At 71.8% G+C, this 14,898-nt stretch carries 14 protein-coding genes; 3 read left to right on the top strand and 11 right to left on the bottom strand.

The genetic code is table 11. The features are described 5' to 3' along the window. Nucleotides 1-15: 15 nt before the first annotated feature. The 3 genes from ACWEQG_RS33740 to ACWEQG_RS33730 form a co-directional block, all read right to left on the bottom strand. Complete coding sequence (locus ACWEQG_RS33740) at nucleotides 16-981, bottom strand: pirin family protein (RefSeq protein WP_363468520.1); 966 nt, start codon at nucleotides 979-981, stop codon at nucleotides 16-18. Nucleotides 982-1,055: 74 nt separating this feature from the next. Beyond that, nucleotides 1,056-1,766, bottom strand: a complete 711-nt coding sequence (locus ACWEQG_RS33735) for a Mut7-C RNAse domain-containing protein (protein ID WP_452291024.1) — start codon at nucleotides 1,764-1,766, stop codon at nucleotides 1,056-1,058. A 27-nt stretch (nucleotides 1,767-1,793) separates the two neighbouring features. Then, complete coding sequence (locus ACWEQG_RS33730) at nucleotides 1,794-2,252, bottom strand: MarR family transcriptional regulator (protein WP_452291022.1); 459 nt, start codon at nucleotides 2,250-2,252, stop codon at nucleotides 1,794-1,796. A 62-nt stretch (nucleotides 2,253-2,314) separates the two neighbouring features. Here ACWEQG_RS33730 and ACWEQG_RS33725 point away from each other — a divergent pair, with 62 nt between their 5' ends. Then, nucleotides 2,315-3,214 carry an alpha/beta fold hydrolase gene (locus ACWEQG_RS33725; protein WP_452291021.1) on the top strand — a complete coding sequence of 300 codons (900 nt, stop codon included), beginning with the start codon at nucleotides 2,315-2,317 and terminating at the stop codon, nucleotides 3,212-3,214. Between the two features lies 1 nt (nucleotide 3,215). Here the strand turns inward: ACWEQG_RS33725 and ACWEQG_RS33720 are convergent, their stop codons facing one another. Both ACWEQG_RS33720 and betA read right to left on the bottom strand, forming a co-directional pair. Further along, complete coding sequence (locus tag ACWEQG_RS33720) at nucleotides 3,216-4,673, bottom strand: aldehyde dehydrogenase family protein (protein ID WP_452291019.1); 1,458 nt, start codon at nucleotides 4,671-4,673, stop codon at nucleotides 3,216-3,218. 1 nt (nucleotide 4,674) lies between these two features. After that, on the bottom strand, nucleotides 4,675-6,309 hold the full coding sequence (gene betA / locus ACWEQG_RS33715) for a choline dehydrogenase (RefSeq protein WP_452291017.1): 1,635 nt from the start codon (nucleotides 6,307-6,309) through the stop codon (nucleotides 4,675-4,677). Between the two features lie 41 nt (nucleotides 6,310-6,350). Between betA and ACWEQG_RS33710 the strand changes: the two genes are divergently transcribed. Then, the gene (locus ACWEQG_RS33710) at nucleotides 6,351-7,181 is read left to right on the top strand and encodes an IclR family transcriptional regulator (protein ID WP_452291016.1); all 831 of its coding nucleotides are present in this window, start codon (nucleotides 6,351-6,353) and stop codon (nucleotides 7,179-7,181) included. A 24-nt stretch (nucleotides 7,182-7,205) separates the two neighbouring features. Here ACWEQG_RS33710 and ACWEQG_RS33705 read toward each other — a convergent pair whose 3' ends face one another. From ACWEQG_RS33705 to ACWEQG_RS33680, 6 genes are all read right to left on the bottom strand, one after another. Continuing rightward, nucleotides 7,206-8,372, bottom strand: coding sequence for an NAD(P)/FAD-dependent oxidoreductase (locus tag ACWEQG_RS33705; protein ID WP_452291014.1), 1,167 nt, complete (start codon nucleotides 8,370-8,372; stop codon nucleotides 7,206-7,208). Nucleotides 8,373-8,388: 16 nt separating this feature from the next. Next, nucleotides 8,389-8,736, bottom strand: a complete 348-nt coding sequence (locus tag ACWEQG_RS33700; protein WP_452291013.1) for a bifunctional 3-phenylpropionate/cinnamic acid dioxygenase ferredoxin subunit — start codon at nucleotides 8,734-8,736, stop codon at nucleotides 8,389-8,391. A gap of 326 nt (nucleotides 8,737-9,062) precedes the next feature. Further along, nucleotides 9,063-9,407, bottom strand: coding sequence for an SPW repeat domain-containing protein (locus ACWEQG_RS33695; protein WP_363468534.1), 345 nt, complete (start codon nucleotides 9,405-9,407; stop codon nucleotides 9,063-9,065). A gap of 204 nt (nucleotides 9,408-9,611) precedes the next feature. Next, the gene (locus tag ACWEQG_RS33690; RefSeq protein WP_452291012.1) at nucleotides 9,612-10,247 is read right to left on the bottom strand and encodes a hypothetical protein; all 636 of its coding nucleotides are present in this window, start codon (nucleotides 10,245-10,247) and stop codon (nucleotides 9,612-9,614) included. A gap of 115 nt (nucleotides 10,248-10,362) precedes the next feature. Continuing rightward, a complete protein-coding gene (locus ACWEQG_RS33685) occupies nucleotides 10,363-13,098 on the bottom strand; it encodes a M14 family metallopeptidase (RefSeq protein WP_452291010.1) in 2,736 nt (911 codons plus the stop codon). Nucleotides 13,099-13,318: 220 nt separating this feature from the next. Then, nucleotides 13,319-13,981: an SDR family oxidoreductase gene (locus ACWEQG_RS33680; RefSeq protein WP_452291008.1), complete on the bottom strand. Its 663-nt coding sequence runs from the start codon at nucleotides 13,979-13,981 to the stop codon at nucleotides 13,319-13,321. Between the two features lie 148 nt (nucleotides 13,982-14,129). Between ACWEQG_RS33680 and ACWEQG_RS33675 the strand changes: the two genes are divergently transcribed. Beyond that, on the top strand, nucleotides 14,130-14,897 hold the full coding sequence (locus ACWEQG_RS33675) for a bestrophin-like domain (protein ID WP_452291006.1): 768 nt from the start codon (nucleotides 14,130-14,132) through the stop codon (nucleotides 14,895-14,897). Nucleotide 14,898 lies beyond the last annotated feature (1 nt).

Genomic DNA, 14,898 nt, shown 5'->3' with positions numbered 1-14,898 from the left:
CGGGAGACTCAACCCTCAGGTGTGGGGGACCCGCTCGGCGGGGATCACGCCGAGGCGCCCCGCCTGGTAGTCCTCCATGGCCTGGATGATCTCGGCGCGGGTGTTCATCACGAACGGGCCGTAGTGCACGACCGGCTCGCGGATCGGCTGTCCGCCGAGCAGCAGCACCTCCAGATCGGGCTCGGCCTGGGGCTGGGCGGTGTCCGCCGCGAGGGTCAGCGACCCGCCGGGGCCGAAGAGGGCGAGCTGCCCCTTCCGCACCGGCCGCCGCTCGGCGCCCACGGTGCCCTGACCGGCCAGGACGTAGGCGAGGGCGTTGAAGTCCGGGTTCCACGGCACGTCCAGCCGGGCGCCCGGGCTGACGGTGGCGTGCACCATCGTGATCGGGGTGAACGTGACACCCGGGCCGGCGTGCCCGTCCAGCTCACCGGCGATCACCCGCAGCAGCGCGCCGCCGTCGGCCGAGGCGAGCAGCGCCGCCTCCCGCCCCCGGATGTCCTGGTAGCGCGGCAGGTGGAACTTGTGCGCGCGGGGGAGGTTGACCCACAGCTGGATGCCGTGGAAGAGCCCGCCCGAGACCACCAGGTGCTCCGGGGGCTTCTCGATGTGCAGCAGGCCGGACCCGGCGGTCATCCACTGGGTGTCGCCGTTGGTGATGGTGCCGCCGCCTCCGTTGGAGTCCTGGTGCTCGAAGACGCCGTCGATGATGTAGGTGACGGTCTCGAAGCCGCGGTGCGGGTGCCAGGGGGTGCCCTTCGGCTCGCCCGGGGCGTACTCGACCTCGCCCATCTGGTCCATGTGGATGAACGGGTCCAGCAGGGACTGCGGCACGCCGGCGAAGGCACGCCGTACGGGGAAGCCTTCGCCCTCGAAGCCGCTGGGCGCGGTCGTCACCGACCGGACGGGGCGTGGTCCGGCGACGGCCGGGTCCGGTATGGCGACGCGCGGCAGCGTCAGGGTGTCGGCGGTGACGGCGGGCATGACCCCTCCTAATTGAAAGTTCAACTTCTGTCGCTCTGGAACCATCCACCGCCGCCGGACATTCCCGGTCCGGCTCAGGTGCCCGAGACGGCGTGGAGGGCGCGGTCGACGACCGCCGCCAGGCTGCCGCTGTGGGCGCCGCGCCAGTAGATCCGGCCGCAGGCGACGCAGCGGGCGAACTCGTCGTAGCTGCGCCGCGTGCCGGGCTCCAGCGAGGTCTCCACCTCGGCCTTGCCGACCGGCGCGAGCCCTCCGTTGCAGGCCGTGCAGCGGGTCCACGGGGCCAGCGGCGGCCGGAAGCGGTCGAGCACGTCGAGCAACTGGTCGTCCGGCCTGGCCCCCCGCACGTACGCGCCGTACCGCAGCGACCGCCGCCGCAGGATGCCCCGGTCCTGGGTGAGCAGCACCCGGTCCTCGGCGCCAGCCTGCTCGATGAGGGCGTCGTCGTCCATGTCGTTGCGGTACGCCGTGTCCAGGCCGACCAGGCGCAGCCGCCGTGCCAGCGTGCCGAGGTGGACGTCGAGGACGAACCGGCAGTCCGGCACGGCCTGCGGCCTGCGGACGGCCGGCACCTCCACCACCTCGTCCGCGCCGGGCCGGTACGACGGGCCGACCGGGCGGCCGCCGGTCAGCAGCGTGCCGACCTCGGTCAGCGGGACGCCGGCCGACTCGATCAGGTGGCCGAGCGAGGACGTCCCGTCGTACGGCAGGAGCACCTCGGGCCGCCGGTTACGCGGCGCGAGGAAGATCCACAGCTCGGGCGAGAAGCGCGCGGGCACCCGCATGCCCTCCAGCATGCCCCCCGCGTCGGCTCATCGGCCCCGCGCCGTCAACGCGTCCAGCGTCGTCCGGAGGAAGAGCCGCACGGCGGCCGTCTGCCGTTCGTCGAAACCGGACAGGACCGCGACCGCCCCGTCGATGAGCGGGCCGAAGTGACTCCATCCCAGTTCCTTGGCGCGCTCCTCGACCTTCAGCAGGACCCGGCGCCGGTCCCTGACGTCGCGGACCCGGCTGACCAGGCCGAGCCGTTCGAGGCGGTCGATCACGGCGGTGGTGCCGGCCGAGTTCAGGCCCAGGCCCGCGCCGAGGAAACCGGCGGTGGCGCCGGTGCCGGCCCGCTCCGCGTCCAGCAGGCAGATGAGCGCCCGCACGTCGGTGACGTGCATGCCATGTTCGGCCGCGAAGTCGGCCTGGCGCAGGCCGTACTCCACCGCGACCGCCCGGAGCAGATGGAAGATCTCCATCTCCGGCCCCTCGTGCCCGCGCGTCATGGAACCTCCTATTATCTCGTTGAACGAGATTATCGCTCAGCGAGCTATTTTTGGAGGCGGTCATGGAGAGCACCGACGACGGGTTTCTCGCGGCCTACGACGCCGTCCTGGCGGCGCGCTGGCCCGCCTCCACGGAGACGGCCGCGATCCGCACGCCCTACGGCACGACCCACGTCAACTCCGTCGGGCCCGCCGACGCGCCGCCGGTCGTCCTCCTGCACGGCGGCGGGACCACCTCGACCGTGTGGTTCGCCACGGCGACGGCGCTCGGCGGGGCCTACCGGGTGCACGCGGTCGACATCGTCGGCGAGGCGGGCCGCAGCGTCGCGGGCGGACACGCCATCCGCACGCTCGACGACATGACGGCCTGGCTCGACGCCGTGCTCGACGGGATCGCCGCCTCGGCGGTGTCCCCCTCGGTGTCCCCCTCGGTGTCCCCCTCGGTGTCCCTGTGCGGCCATTCCTACGGGGCGTGGAGCGCGCTGCACTACGCGGCGCACGCGCCCGGCCGGGTGCGTGCGCTGGTGCTGGCCGACCCGACCAACTGCTTCACCGGCTTCTCCCTCCGCTACCTGCTGCGGGCCACGCCGATGCTGCTACGCCCGACCGTACGGCGGCGCCGCGCGTTCCTCGACTGGGAGACCCGGGGCGCGGCCCTGGACGAGACGTGGCTCCGCCTCTACGACCGCGCCGCCGATTTCCCCGCCGCCCGCCCCCTGACCGGGCCGCGTCCCGCCCCTGAGACGCTGCGCGCGCTGCGGCTCCCGGTGCTGCTCCTCCTGGCCGAGCACAGCAGAGCGCACGACATCGGCCGGGTGGCCGCCTCCGCGGCGGCGCTCCTGCCCCGCGTGGAGACGGCCGTGCTGCCCGGGGCCACCCATCACACCCTTCCCCTCGCGGCGCCGCCCGAGATGGACGCGCTCATCGAGGAGTTCCTCGCCGCGCACGGGCGGGACGACTGACTCAGGGACGGAACCAGTGCTGGGGACGGGGGTCGGTGTTCTGCCAGATGTGCTTGATCTCGCGGTACTCGTTCAGGCCGGTCGGGCCGAGCTCCCGCCCGACGCCGGACTGCTTGAACCCGCCCCACTCCGCCTGCGGCACATAGGGGTGGTAGTCGTTGATCCACACCGTGCCGTGCCGCAGCCGGGCGGCCACCCGCTGCGCCCTGCCCGCGTCCGCCGTCCACACCGCCCCGGCGAGGCCGTAGTCGGTGTCGTTGCCCAGCGCGACGGCCTCGTCCTCACCGGAGAACCGCTCCACCGTCAGCACCGGGCCGAACGACTCCTCGCGGACCACCCGCATGCCGCGGTGGCACTCGTCCAGCACGGTCGGCCGGTAGAAGTAGCCCTTCCCCTCCACCCGCCGGCCGCCGCAGCGCAGCTTCGCTCCCTCGGCGACGCCCGCCTCGACGTACGCCTCCACCTTGGCCAGGTGTGCGGCGGAGACGAGCGGCCCGGTCTCGGCCTCGGGGTCGAACGGCCCGCCCAGCCTGATGCGCTCGGCCCGCCGTACGACCTCGTCGACGAACGCGTCGTGGATGGAGTCCTCCACCAGCAGCCGGGCGCCGGCCGAGCAGACCTGGCCCGAGTGCAGGAAGACGGCCGTCAGCGCGAAGTCGACGGCGGTGTCGAAGTCGGCGTCGGCGAACACGATGTTGGGGTTCTTGCCGCCCAGCTCCAGGGCGACGCGCTTGACCGTCCGCGCGGCGGTCGCCATGATCCACCGCCCGGTCGACAGCCCGCCGGTGAACGACACCAGGTCGACGTCCGGATGCTCGGCCAGCGGCGCGCCCGCCTCCGCGCCGGCCCCGAGCACCAGGTTGCCGACGCCCGGCGGCAGCCCCGCCTCCTCCAGCCGCCGCATGAGCAGGATCGCCGTGGACGGGGTCAGCTCGCTCGGTTTGAGCACGAAGGTGTTCCCGGCCGCCAGCGCGGGAGCCACCTTCCACGAGGTCTGCAGCAGCGGGTAGTTCCACGGCGTGATCAGCCCGCACACGCCGACCGGCTCGTAGACCACCCGGCTGACCGCGTCGGCGCGGCCGGTGTCGATCACCCGCCCGGCGTCGGTGCCCGCGATCCCGCCGAAGTAGCGGAAGCACGCGATCACGTCGTCGACGTCGTACTCGCTCTCCACCAGGCGTTTGCCGGTGTCCAGCGACTCCGCCCGCGCGATCTCGGCCTTGTCCCGCTCCAGCAGACCGGCCACCCGCAGCAGCAGCGCGCCGCGCTCGCGCTCGGGCGTACGCGGCCACGGCCCCTCGTCGAAGGCCCGCCGGGCGGCCGCGATCGCCGCCTCCGTGTCGGCACGGGTGGCCTCCGCCACGGTGGCCACGTGCTCCTCGTCGGCCGGGCAGCGGATCTCCCGCCGGCCGCCCTCGGCGGCGTCGCGCCACTGCCCGCCGATGTACAGGTCCTTCATCTCAGGCGTCCTTACGGTGCCGGTAGAACTCCACCGGCTCGGGGGCCAGGGGAGTGTTCCCGAGGATCAGGTCGGCCGCCTTCTCCGCGACCATCATCACGGGGGCGTAGATGTTGCCGTTCGTGACGTACGGCATGACCGAGGCGTCCACGACGCGCAGGCCCTCCAGGCCGTGCACCCCCATCGTCAGCGGGTCGACCACGGACATCTCGTCCACGCCCATCTTGGCGGTGCAGGAGGGGTGCAGGGCGGTCTCGCCGTCCCTGGCCACCCAGTCGAGGATCTGCTCGTCGGTCTCGACCTCCAGGCCCGGGGACAGCTCGCCGCCGTTGAACCCGTCCATGGCGGGCTGGTTCAGGATGTCACGGGCCACCCGTACGGCCTCGACCCACTCGCGGCGGTCCTGCTCGGTGGACAGGTAGTTGAACCGCAGCGCGGGCTTCACCCGGGGGTCGGCACTCTTGATCTTCACCGAGCCGCGGGCGTCGGAGTACATCGGCCCGATGTGCACCTGGTAGCCGTGCCCGCCGGCCGGCGCGCTGCCGTCGTAGCGCACGGCGACGGGCAGGAAGTGGAACATCAGGTTGGGGTAGTCGACGTCGTCGTTGCCGCGGACGAAGCCGCCGGCCTCGAAGTGGTTGGTCGCGCCGGGGCCCTTGCGCAGGAACAGCCACTGCGCGCCGACCCACGGCCGGTTGCGCCACTTCATCGCGGGCTGCATCGAGACCGGCTGCTTGCAGGCGTACTGGATGTAGACCTCCAGGTGGTCCTGGAGGTTCGCGCCGACGCCGGGCAGGTCGTGGACCACGTCGACGCCGTGCGCCTTCAGGTGGTCGGCGTCGCCCACGCCGGACAGCTGCAGGAGCTGCGGGGAGTTGATGGCGCCGCCGCAGAGGATGACCTCCCCGGCCCGCACCCGCTTGCCGTCGAACTCCACGCCGACCGCGCGCTTGCCCTCGAACAGGACCTTCGTGACGAACGCCCCGGTCTTCACCGTGAGGTTCGGCCGCTTCATCACCGGGTGGAGGTAGGCCCGGGCGGCCGACAGGCGGCGCCCGCGCCGCAGGTTGCGGTCGAACGGCGCGAAGCCCTCCTGGCGGTAGCCGTTCACGTCGTCGGTCAGCGGGTAGCCCGCCTGCTGCACGGCGTCGAAGAACGCCTTGAACAGCGGGTTCCTGGCCGGGCCGCGCTCCAGCACCAGTGGACCGTCGTGGCCGCGCATGGGGTCGGCGTCGTCGGCCGCCAGGCAGTTCTCCATCCGCTTGAAGTACGGCAGGCAGTGCGCGAAGTCCCAGGTCTCCATGCCCGGGTCGGCACCCCAGCGCTCGTAGTCCAGCGGGTTGCCGCGCTGGAAGATCATGCCGTTGATGCTGCTCGACCCGCCGAGCACCTTCCCCCGGGCGTGGTAGATCCGCCGGCCGTGCATGTGCGGCTCGGGCTCGGACTCGTACTTCCAGTCGTAGAACCGGCTGCCGATGGGGAACATCAGCGCGGCCGGCATGTGGATGAACACGTCCCACAGGTAGTCGGGACGGCCCGCCTCCAGCACGAGGACGCGGTTGGAGGGGTCGGCCGACAGCCGGTTCGCGAGCGCGCTCCCCGCTGATCCACCACCGACGATGACAAAGTCATACATGTCCGCCTCCCGGGCAGGATGATATTGATATGCGCAATAGAGTGCAGCATTCGCAACGTCATGGGTCGGACCCCGAAGCCGAGGGGACCGACGAGGCCGCCGCGCGGCCCGAGGGGAGCGGCGGCGTCCAGTCGGTGGACCGGGCCGTGACGATCCTGGAGATCCTCTCCCAGCGCGGCGAGGCCGGCGTGAGCGAGGTCGCCGCGGAGATCGGCGTCCATAAGTCCACCGCGTTCCGGCTGCTCGGCGCCCTGGAGGCGCGCGGCCTGGCGGAGCAGGCGGAGGACCGCGGCAAGTATCGTCTCGGCTTCGGCGTCGTCCGGCTCGCCGCCGGGGTGGCCGCACGGCTCGATCTCGTCCAGCAGAGCAGGCCGGTGTGCCGGCGGCTCGCCGAGGAGATCGGCGAGACCGTCAACATCGCCGTCGCGCGGTCCCACTACGCCATCAACCTCGACCAGGTGCGCGGGTCCGCGGCCGTGACCGCGCACAACTGGGTCGGTCAGCCCACCCCCCTGCACGCCACGTCGAGCGGCAAGATCCTGCTCGCCCACCTCGACGAGCGGAACCGCGAGCGGCTCATCGCCGCGGCCGGGCTGGAGCGCTTCACGCCGGCCACGGTGACCGACGCCGCCGAGTTGCGGCGGCAGCTCGACGAGGCGGTGCGGCGGGGCTACGCGGTCACCGTGGAGGAGTACGAGATCGGGCTGAACGCCATCGCCGCGCCCATCCGCTCCCACGAGGGCGAGGTGGTGGCCGCCGTCAGCGCCTCGGGCCCGGCCTACCGGTTCAGCGAGGAGCGCATGCGGGAGCTCGCGCCCGTGCTCGTGGCGGGCGCCGGCGACATCAGTCACCGTCTCGGCCACGCGGGGTGACGCGGGCATGGGACGCCCCGGCGCTCATCGCGCCCCGGCGGGCTCGTTCACGCGGCGGCGCCACCGGGTGAACGAGCGGGGCTGGTCGACGCCGAGCACCGCGACCGTGCGGCCCTCCCGCCGGTAGACGGCCAGGAACCGGCGGGACGCGAGGTCGCCCTCCTCCACGCTCACCTCGTCTCCCGGCAGCGTGTGCCCGGCGAACTGCACGCGCAGGCCGTACTGGTCGGACCACAGGTAGGGCGGCGCGAGGGCGTCGGGCACGACGGCTCCGCCGGACAGCAGCGTCTGGACCGCCGTGGCGGGACGCCGCGCCGCGCCGGTCCAGTGCTCCACGCGCAGGTGGACGCCGAGGGCGGGGTCGAACCAGGCGGCGCAGTCGCCGACCGCGACGACTCCCGGCACGCTCGTCGCGCCACCCGCGTCGCAGACGACGCCGTCGCCGACTTCCACCCCGCTGCCGTCGAGCCACTCCACCGCCGGCCGCGCGCCGATCCCGGCGAGCACCACGTCGGCGTCCAGGCGGCGCCCGTCCTCCAGCAGCACGCCGTCGACGCGGCCCTGGCCGGACAGGCCCCTTACGGCGGCGCCGCAGATCAGGCGCACTCCATGGTCCTCGTGCAGCCCGGCGAGCGCGGTGCCCATCTCGGGCCCGAGCGCGCGGGCGAACGGCGTGGGCGCCGCCTCGACGATCGTCACGTCGAGCCCGAGCGTGCGGGCGACGCAGGCGACCTCGGCGCCGATGAAGCCCGCTCCGATCACCACGAGCCGCCGCGCGCCGTCGAGATCGGCCCGCAGGGCCGCCGCGTCCTCGACCGTGCGCAGCGTGTGCACCCCGGCGAGGTCCCCTCCGAGGGTGCGGGCGACCGCGCCGGTGGCGATCACCACGCCGTCGGCCTCGACGGCGGAGCCGTCGGCGAGCGTGATCCGCAGTGGCTCGCCCTGCCGCAGCCCGGTGGCGGCGACGCCCAGGCGCCACTCGGCGTCGAGTTCCTCGCCGTCGGCTTCCAGAGCGAGGTCCGTCGTCGTCATCTGGCCGGCGAGGAACTCCTTGGACAGCGGGGGCCGGTCGTAGGGGCGGTGGGGTTCGGCCCCGACGATCGTCAGGCGCCCGCCGAAGCCCTGGGCGCGCAGCGCGCGGGCGGCCGACAGCCCCGCGAGCGACGCGCCGACGATAGCGACGGAATTCACGGCACCCTCACGCGTCTCAGGCCGACCCGGTACGGACGCCGGGCGGGAGGTTGGGCGGCAGGTCCGACGGGACGACGTAGACGGTCTCGTCCCGGACCAGCACCTGGTGGGTGCGCACCGGCAGCTTCGCGGGAGGAGCGTCCACCTGGCCCGTGCGCAGATCGAAGCGCGACGCGTGCAGGGGACACTCCACCTCGCACCCTTCCAGCCACCCGTCCGCGAGCGAGGCGTCCTGGTGCGTACAGGTGTCGTCCACCGCGTACAGTTCACCGTCCTCGGTGTGGAAAACGGCGATCGGGGGATCTGTCTCGATTCGAAGGGCCTCGCCCCGGGGCAGGGCGGCGAGGGGGCACGCAGGAATCATTGCGGAGGTCCCAGTTTCGTAAAGTGGAACAGGAAGCGCTATGCGCAACAGACTGAGTGGAGTTCGCGCCAAAGTCAAGGGGCGACATATCCCTTGAAGGGTGATAAGCGCGACTCCGGTGTCCGGCTGTTCCGTACCAGGTGAGGACCTGCGTGAATGCGCCCGTGCGATGGCGTCCCGTGTGAAGACGTCCGTGTGAAGACGTCCGTGTGAATACGTGCGGCCCCGCCGCCGGTCGCGGGGAGGGCGACGGGCGACGGGGCCGTTACGGGGGAGCGGGGCATCGGGGCCGGACCGGGGTCCGGCCGGGGGAGGAACCGGTCGGGTCAGGTGGTGACGGTCGTGCGGCCGCGCACCTGCAGGACGGTGAGCAGGCCGACGACGACGGTGACGGCGCCGGTGATCCAGGCGGTCCACGCCGAGGCGGTGTCGCCGTCGAAGCCGAACGCCCAGGGGGAGACGAACAGCAGGGCGCCGAACGCGGCGGTGACCCAGGAACTGGCGCCGCCCGCGCCCAGGATGGACCACAGGGCGGAGACGACGAGCAGGGCGCCGAGGATGAGTAGCGGCTGCGCGGCGGCCTGGGCGTCGGCCCAGAAGAACGGCGCGAGCACCGCGACCAGCCCGGCGACGAGGGCGACGATGTCGGACAACGATCTCGTGAGATCCATCCGTGCCTCCGTACGGGGAGAGGTGACCTATCACCCGACGGTGTGCCTGATTGACCGCCCGGTCAACAATCCGCTACGTCAGGATTTCCTAACCCTGTGTCACCTCGTCCTGAACAGGGCGGGTTCGGCCTTCACGGACGTCCGGGTCGTGTGCCGGACTCGCACACGTCCCGGACGTCCACAGCGGGCGACGGCGTCCTCGGTTCAGGACTGGTTGAACAGCGAAAGGGTCAGGGTGGAGTGGTATTCGCCGGCGGCGACGTCGACGGGGGTGCGCAGGGCGAGGTCGGCGTTGACCTTCGAGGTGCCGATCTCGTCGGCGGAGTCGGCGGTCGAGACCAGCAGCTCCTGGCCCTCCAGACCCACCTGGGGAGCCCCGGTGCCGTCGGAGATGACACTGGAGACCGGCTCACCGGCCGAGACCGCACCGGTGGAGGAGTCGCTCAGCAGGCGCGGCTTCCAGCCCAGGTACTGCGGGCCGATGGTCTTGGCCGGGTCGTCGGCCGCGACGAACTGGCTGGCCTGGCCCACGACCGCCCAGTACTCCCCGTCGGGGATCTCCTCGGGGGTGCGGGTGTCGGTCACCGTGACCGTCGGCAGGGTGCCGGTGAACTGACGGGCGGCGGCGTCGGAGCCGTTCTCCTGCAGGGACACCCCGTTGTTGTCGGCCACGGTCATCGACAGCTGACCGGGGGTGGTGGTGGGCTGGATGTTCACCGACACGTCGATGCCGCTGCCGGGCTCGTCGTCGGCCAGCGCGGGACCGGCCAGGCCGGCACCGGCCAGGGACAGGCCGAGCACCGACGCGGCGAATATCTGAGTGGTCCTGGTGATTCTCATGTGATCGCTCCGTGAAGGGGGGCGGGGCCGGCCGGCTGGTCGGCCGGCCCCGGGCTGTGCTGCGTGTCTGACGCTCCTGGTGCGGTCAGCGGCAGGTGACCGCGGTGTGAGCGGCTCAGCGGCAACCGGCCGCGGTGTAGGCCGCGTCGTAGGTCGAGGTGACCTGCTTGCCGCCGATCGTCCCGGTGCCGATGACCGTGACCTTGCCGGCGTCGATCTGCCCGGCCCGGGTGTTGAAGGACTGGTAGGCCTGCTTGCCCGGAGCCACGTCGGCCACCGTCTTGGTGCCGTACGGGGTGGTCAGCTCGATCGTGGCCGGTGCGTCGGAGTCGTTGACGGCCGTCACCGCGACGTATGCCGAGGTGCCGATGCAGCGGGACGAGGCCGTCACGGTCAGCGGGAGCACCGGAGCCTTGTCGACCGTGACGGTCTCCGTGTTGTAGTTCTTGCCGTTGCCGTCCGGCTTGTAGTTCTTCTCGACGTTGCCCGCGAGGTCCATGGCGAACCAGTGCACTTCGGTGGTCTTGTCGATCGAGATCTTCGCCGCGCCCTCACGCATGCCCGAAGAGGTCAGCTTGGGCGAGCTGAGCGTCGGCCGGCTGCCGTCGAGGGTGTAGTAGACGTTCGCCGGCTCGTTCACCGTGAAGGTGAACGTCGCCGAGCCGTCGGCCCTGTCGGTCACCACGAGCTTCGACTCGGGCTTCTGCTTGTCCTTCTGGTACATCTGGGCGACCTCGAGGATGCCGATCTGGCCGTTGGAGAACTCCATCGCCTCCTCGTGGCCCTCCTCGAACGGAGGCTGGAAGCCGACCGCGGTGTACCTCTTGGTCGCCGGGTCGTAGACGTCGGCGCCGACCTCGAAGTCCCAGCCGATGATGCCCTTGTTGTACCAGAACTCGTCGGCGCTGTTGCCGGCCGCCGAGTAGAGCACGTCGATCACCGGGCCGGTGCGCCCCGGCCAGATCGCCGTGCCGCGCCAGCCCTGGACGGCGGACAGGATGTGGGTGGAGGCGTTCCAGAAGTACTCCTCCGTGCCCAGGTCCGGGCGCGGCAGCGTCTCCCGTCCGGCGGTCTTGTACGCCCCCGGGGGCCACATGAAGTAGCCGCCGTAGGAGTGGGTGTTCATCGCGAACTTGATGTTCGGGAACTTCTCCGTGAGCCACACCTCGTTGCGCGTCTCCGGCTCCGACAGCTCCACGGGCCCGGCGTAGGTGTCGCTGGTGCAGGTGGTCGAGCCGCCGTTGAACCCGTCGTAGACGCTGCCCACCGAGAAGTTGCGGTTGAGGTCGACGCCCCAGGAGTTGCGCCGCCCCGGGTCCGATCCGTCGGCGGCGCAGTGGTTGACCATGTTCCTGCGCTGCATGTTGAAGTCGTACATCGAGTAGTGGGCGCCGTCGGGGTTGATCGTCGGCACGATGAAGATGTCGAGGTTGTTCACCAGTTTCTTGGTGTCCGCGTCGAGGGCGTAGTTGCGCAGCAGCCGCTCGGCGGTCTCCACACAGGTGAGCGGGGTCACCCACTCGCGGGCGTGCTCCTGGCAGTAGAGGAACACCCCCGTCTTCGAGCCGTCCCGGCTCTTGCCGATGCGCAGCGCCTTCATCTGGAACGGCTGACGCGAGACGGTCGCCGGCGCCTTCAGGTTGTCGGTCAGCTTCGTCGCCGGAGCCGCGGCCACCACACCGGAGCCGTCGCCGTTCCGGTAGAGGCTGGCGGTCAGCAGCGCCGACGCCGCCGAGTCGCCGTTGACGGCGTTCACGACCTGGGCGGCCGTGCTGGTGACCGCGCCGGAGGCGTCCGTACCCAGGTTGACCACGACGTCCTTGCCGTTGACGGCGACGGAAAGCGGGGCCGAGGCGGTTCCGGGGTTCGCCAGCGCGACGCTGACGTCGTTGCCGCCCTCGCTGCCGTACGCCTTGGACGTCACGTAGAACGTGCTCGCCAGCGCGTTCCCCGAGCCCGTGCCGAACTGCGCCTGCGCCTGGCGGCGGTAGCCGTTCGTCTTGTACGGGAGATCGACGATCTCCGAGATCTTCGGGAACTGCTTGGACAGCCACGTGATCCGGCTGGTGACCTCGGTGGGGTCCATGTAGTGGTCGATGAAGTCCCGCACGTAGTGCTTGTTCGGCGCCTTGCGCGGCGCGCCCAGCCACTTGGTCACCGGCACGGTGACCGAGCCGCCCCGGTTGCTGGTGATCGTGACCTGGGTGGGGGCCTCGGTGATCGGCAGCGGCGAGCTGAACCGGTGGTACATGTACTGCCCCGCGTCGGTGAAGCGGGACATCGTCGTCGAGCCGCCGGAGTCGGGAGCCGTGCCGGGGCCGCTGTCCCAGGTGGCGGTGAGCACCGTCTGGGCGTCGGTCGCGCTCGTCTTCACCTCCACCGACAGGAAACGCTGGTTGTCGAGGCTGGTGAACCACTCGGCGCGCAGCGGGGTCAGAGTGTCGGTCGCGGCCGCGTCGGCCGCCGCGGCCGCGAGGGCCTGCCGGCGTTCGGCCAGGTTCGCGGCGTAGTCGCTCTGGTCGGAGATGGAGTCGCGGACGTCGAAGCCCTGGTCGCGCAGGCTCCGCGCCTCTTCGGGGCTGAGCACGGCGTGCACCTCGATGCCGCCGTCGACGGGCTTGCTGTATTCGGCCAGGTCGACACCCAGGGCGACCAGCCTGTCCACGGCCGACTGGTCGGCGACGACGACGCGCATCAGCGCGACGCCGTTCTGCGCGGTGCTGGAGGCGCGGTCGGGCGGGACCGGATCGGGAGAGGGATCGGCGAGCGCCGGAAGGGCGTTCAGAGTGATCGCCAGGGGGAGTGCGAGCGCGGCGACGTAGCGACGCGCCCTCCGGGGAGAGCTACTCATCGAGTTCCTCCGTCTGGCGTGCCTTCCGGGGAGGGGGGTCAGCCCGGAGTGATCACGCGAGGTCGAGGGAAGTCTTTGCCACCGCGCAAACGGCGTCAAGGCGCACGAACACCCCAAATCTGGGATTTTTCCGTAATGAGATGAGTTAGTGCTCGATTGGGTATTTAGCGCCTCTTGCCTTACGGGACGGCATGAGTAGCGGTCTGGAGCGCTCCATTCGTCACCGCATCAGCGCGAGGCGTACGGCCTCGGCGACGGGCACGGCTCCGCCGATGAGTTCGAGGACGCGGTGCCGCGTCCGCGGCGCGTCGAGCAGCGCGGCGATCACGGCGGCGACGTCGTCACGCGGCACCGCGCCGGGAGGCAGCGGCGGGTCGGCCAGCGTCACCAAACCGCTCCCCGGCTCGTCGGTGAGCCGCCCCGGCCGCAGGATCGTCCAGTCGAGCGTCCGAGCGCGCAGATCCTCCTCCGCCGCCGTCTTCGCCGTGATGTAGGCCGCCCATACCTCGTCGCGGCCAGGGGCGGGCGGCGCTCCCGCGCCCATGGTGGAGATCTGGATGAAGCGGGACACCCCGGCTCGTTCCGCCGCTTCGGCGAGCAGCACCGAGGCGCCCTGGTCCACCGTGAACTTGCGTGCCGCGCCGCTACCGGGTCCCGCCCCCGCGGCGAAGACCACCGCGCCCGCGCCGAGGAGCGTCTCGGCCACCTCCTCGGGCGCGGCCCGCTCCAGGTCGCACACCACCGCCTCGGCGCCGGTCGCCGCCACGTCCGCGACCTGGTCCGGATTGCGGATCAGCCCCACCGGGGCGTCGCCCCGCTCGCTCAGCAGACGTGCCAGCCGAAGGGCGATCTTTCCGTGTCCGCCCGCGATCACCACCCGCATGCGATCACCTCCGCGCCGATCCTGCCACGGCCTGCCCCGGCGACCGGGGCAGGCCGCGCCGTCGCTTTCCCGCCTTCGCTGGTCAATGGTTACTTGTTGTGATAGTCATCTCACTACATGTAATCAGCAAAGTGTCTGTGGAGATGCCATGCTCATAGGCGTACTGACCGTCGCGGCGGCCGTCGGACTGGTGGCCGTGGCGGCCCTTCTGTTCCGGGCGACGGGCCGGGGCACCGACGATCGCGATCCCGGCGGCGCGTCCGCCGGGCACGCCGGGTCGATGCTCTCCTCGTTGTTCCTGCTCGTGTTCGCCATCGCGATCGTGGTTCCGTGGACCTCGGCCGACTCGGCGCGGCAGAACACCTACTCGGAGACCCAGGCCCTCGTGGAGGCCTACTGGGCCGCCGCGCCGTTACCCGCCCCCGACTCCGCCCAGGTGCGAGAGGGGCTGCGGGAGTACGCGCGGTACGTCGTCGAGGACGAGTGGCCGCAGATGGCGGCCGGACGCCTCGGCACCGAGGGGACGGCGCGCCTGGAGGCGCTGCGCGCCCGCGTGACCGAACTGCCGCTCACGACCGACGAGGCGCGCGACGCCAGGGACGCCGTGCTGGAGCGGATGACGGACATGTTCGCCGCCCGCAGGCAGCGCGCCGCCGACGCCGGCACCGAGCCGCCCCCCGGCGTCATGCTGCTGACGGTCCTCACGGGCGTCCTCGTCATCGTCTTCCCGTTCCTGGCCGGAGCCCGGCCCCGGGGGCTCACGCTCGTGCCGGTGACGGCGATGGCGGTCCTGCTCGGCGTCGGCGTCTACCTCGCCTGGAACATCTCCCACCCGTTCAGCGGTGGCCTGGCGGTCAAGCCCGACGCGTTCGTGAGCGCCCTGCACGAGTTCCAGCGGATCCCCGAGGGCCGCTGAC

The sequence above is a fragment of the Microbispora sp. NPDC004025 genome, from assembly GCF_053604425.1.
This window is presented reverse-complemented; position numbering and strand designations above follow the sequence as displayed.

Bases quoted from the DNA above. Each gene is read 5' to 3' on its own strand.
- ACWEQG_RS33740 (WP_363468520.1), bottom strand. From the start codon at position 981: ATGCCCGCCGTCACCGCCGACACCCTGACGCTGCCGCGCGTCGCCATA.
- ACWEQG_RS33675 (WP_452291006.1), top strand. From the start codon at position 14,130: ATGCTCATAGGCGTACTGACCGTCGCGGCGGCCGTCGGACTGGTGGCC.
- ACWEQG_RS33680 (WP_452291008.1), bottom strand. From the start codon at position 13,981: ATGCGGGTGGTGATCGCGGGCGGACACGGAAAGATCGCCCTTCGGCTG.
- ACWEQG_RS33725 (WP_452291021.1), top strand. From the start codon at position 2,315: ATGGAGAGCACCGACGACGGGTTTCTCGCGGCCTACGACGCCGTCCTG.
- betA (WP_452291017.1), bottom strand. From the start codon at position 6,309: ATGTATGACTTTGTCATCGTCGGTGGTGGATCAGCGGGGAGCGCGCTC.
- ACWEQG_RS33735 (WP_452291024.1), bottom strand. From the start codon at position 1,766: ATGCGGGTGCCCGCGCGCTTCTCGCCCGAGCTGTGGATCTTCCTCGCG.
- ACWEQG_RS33685 (WP_452291010.1), bottom strand. From the start codon at position 13,098: ATGAGTAGCTCTCCCCGGAGGGCGCGTCGCTACGTCGCCGCGCTCGCA.
- ACWEQG_RS33695 (WP_363468534.1), bottom strand. From the start codon at position 9,407: ATGGATCTCACGAGATCGTTGTCCGACATCGTCGCCCTCGTCGCCGGG.
- ACWEQG_RS33720 (WP_452291019.1), bottom strand. From the start codon at position 4,673: ATGAAGGACCTGTACATCGGCGGGCAGTGGCGCGACGCCGCCGAGGGC.
- ACWEQG_RS33690 (WP_452291012.1), bottom strand. From the start codon at position 10,247: ATGAGAATCACCAGGACCACTCAGATATTCGCCGCGTCGGTGCTCGGC.
- ACWEQG_RS33700 (WP_452291013.1), bottom strand. From the start codon at position 8,736: ATGATTCCTGCGTGCCCCCTCGCCGCCCTGCCCCGGGGCGAGGCCCTT.
- ACWEQG_RS33730 (WP_452291022.1), bottom strand. From the start codon at position 2,252: ATGACGCGCGGGCACGAGGGGCCGGAGATGGAGATCTTCCATCTGCTC.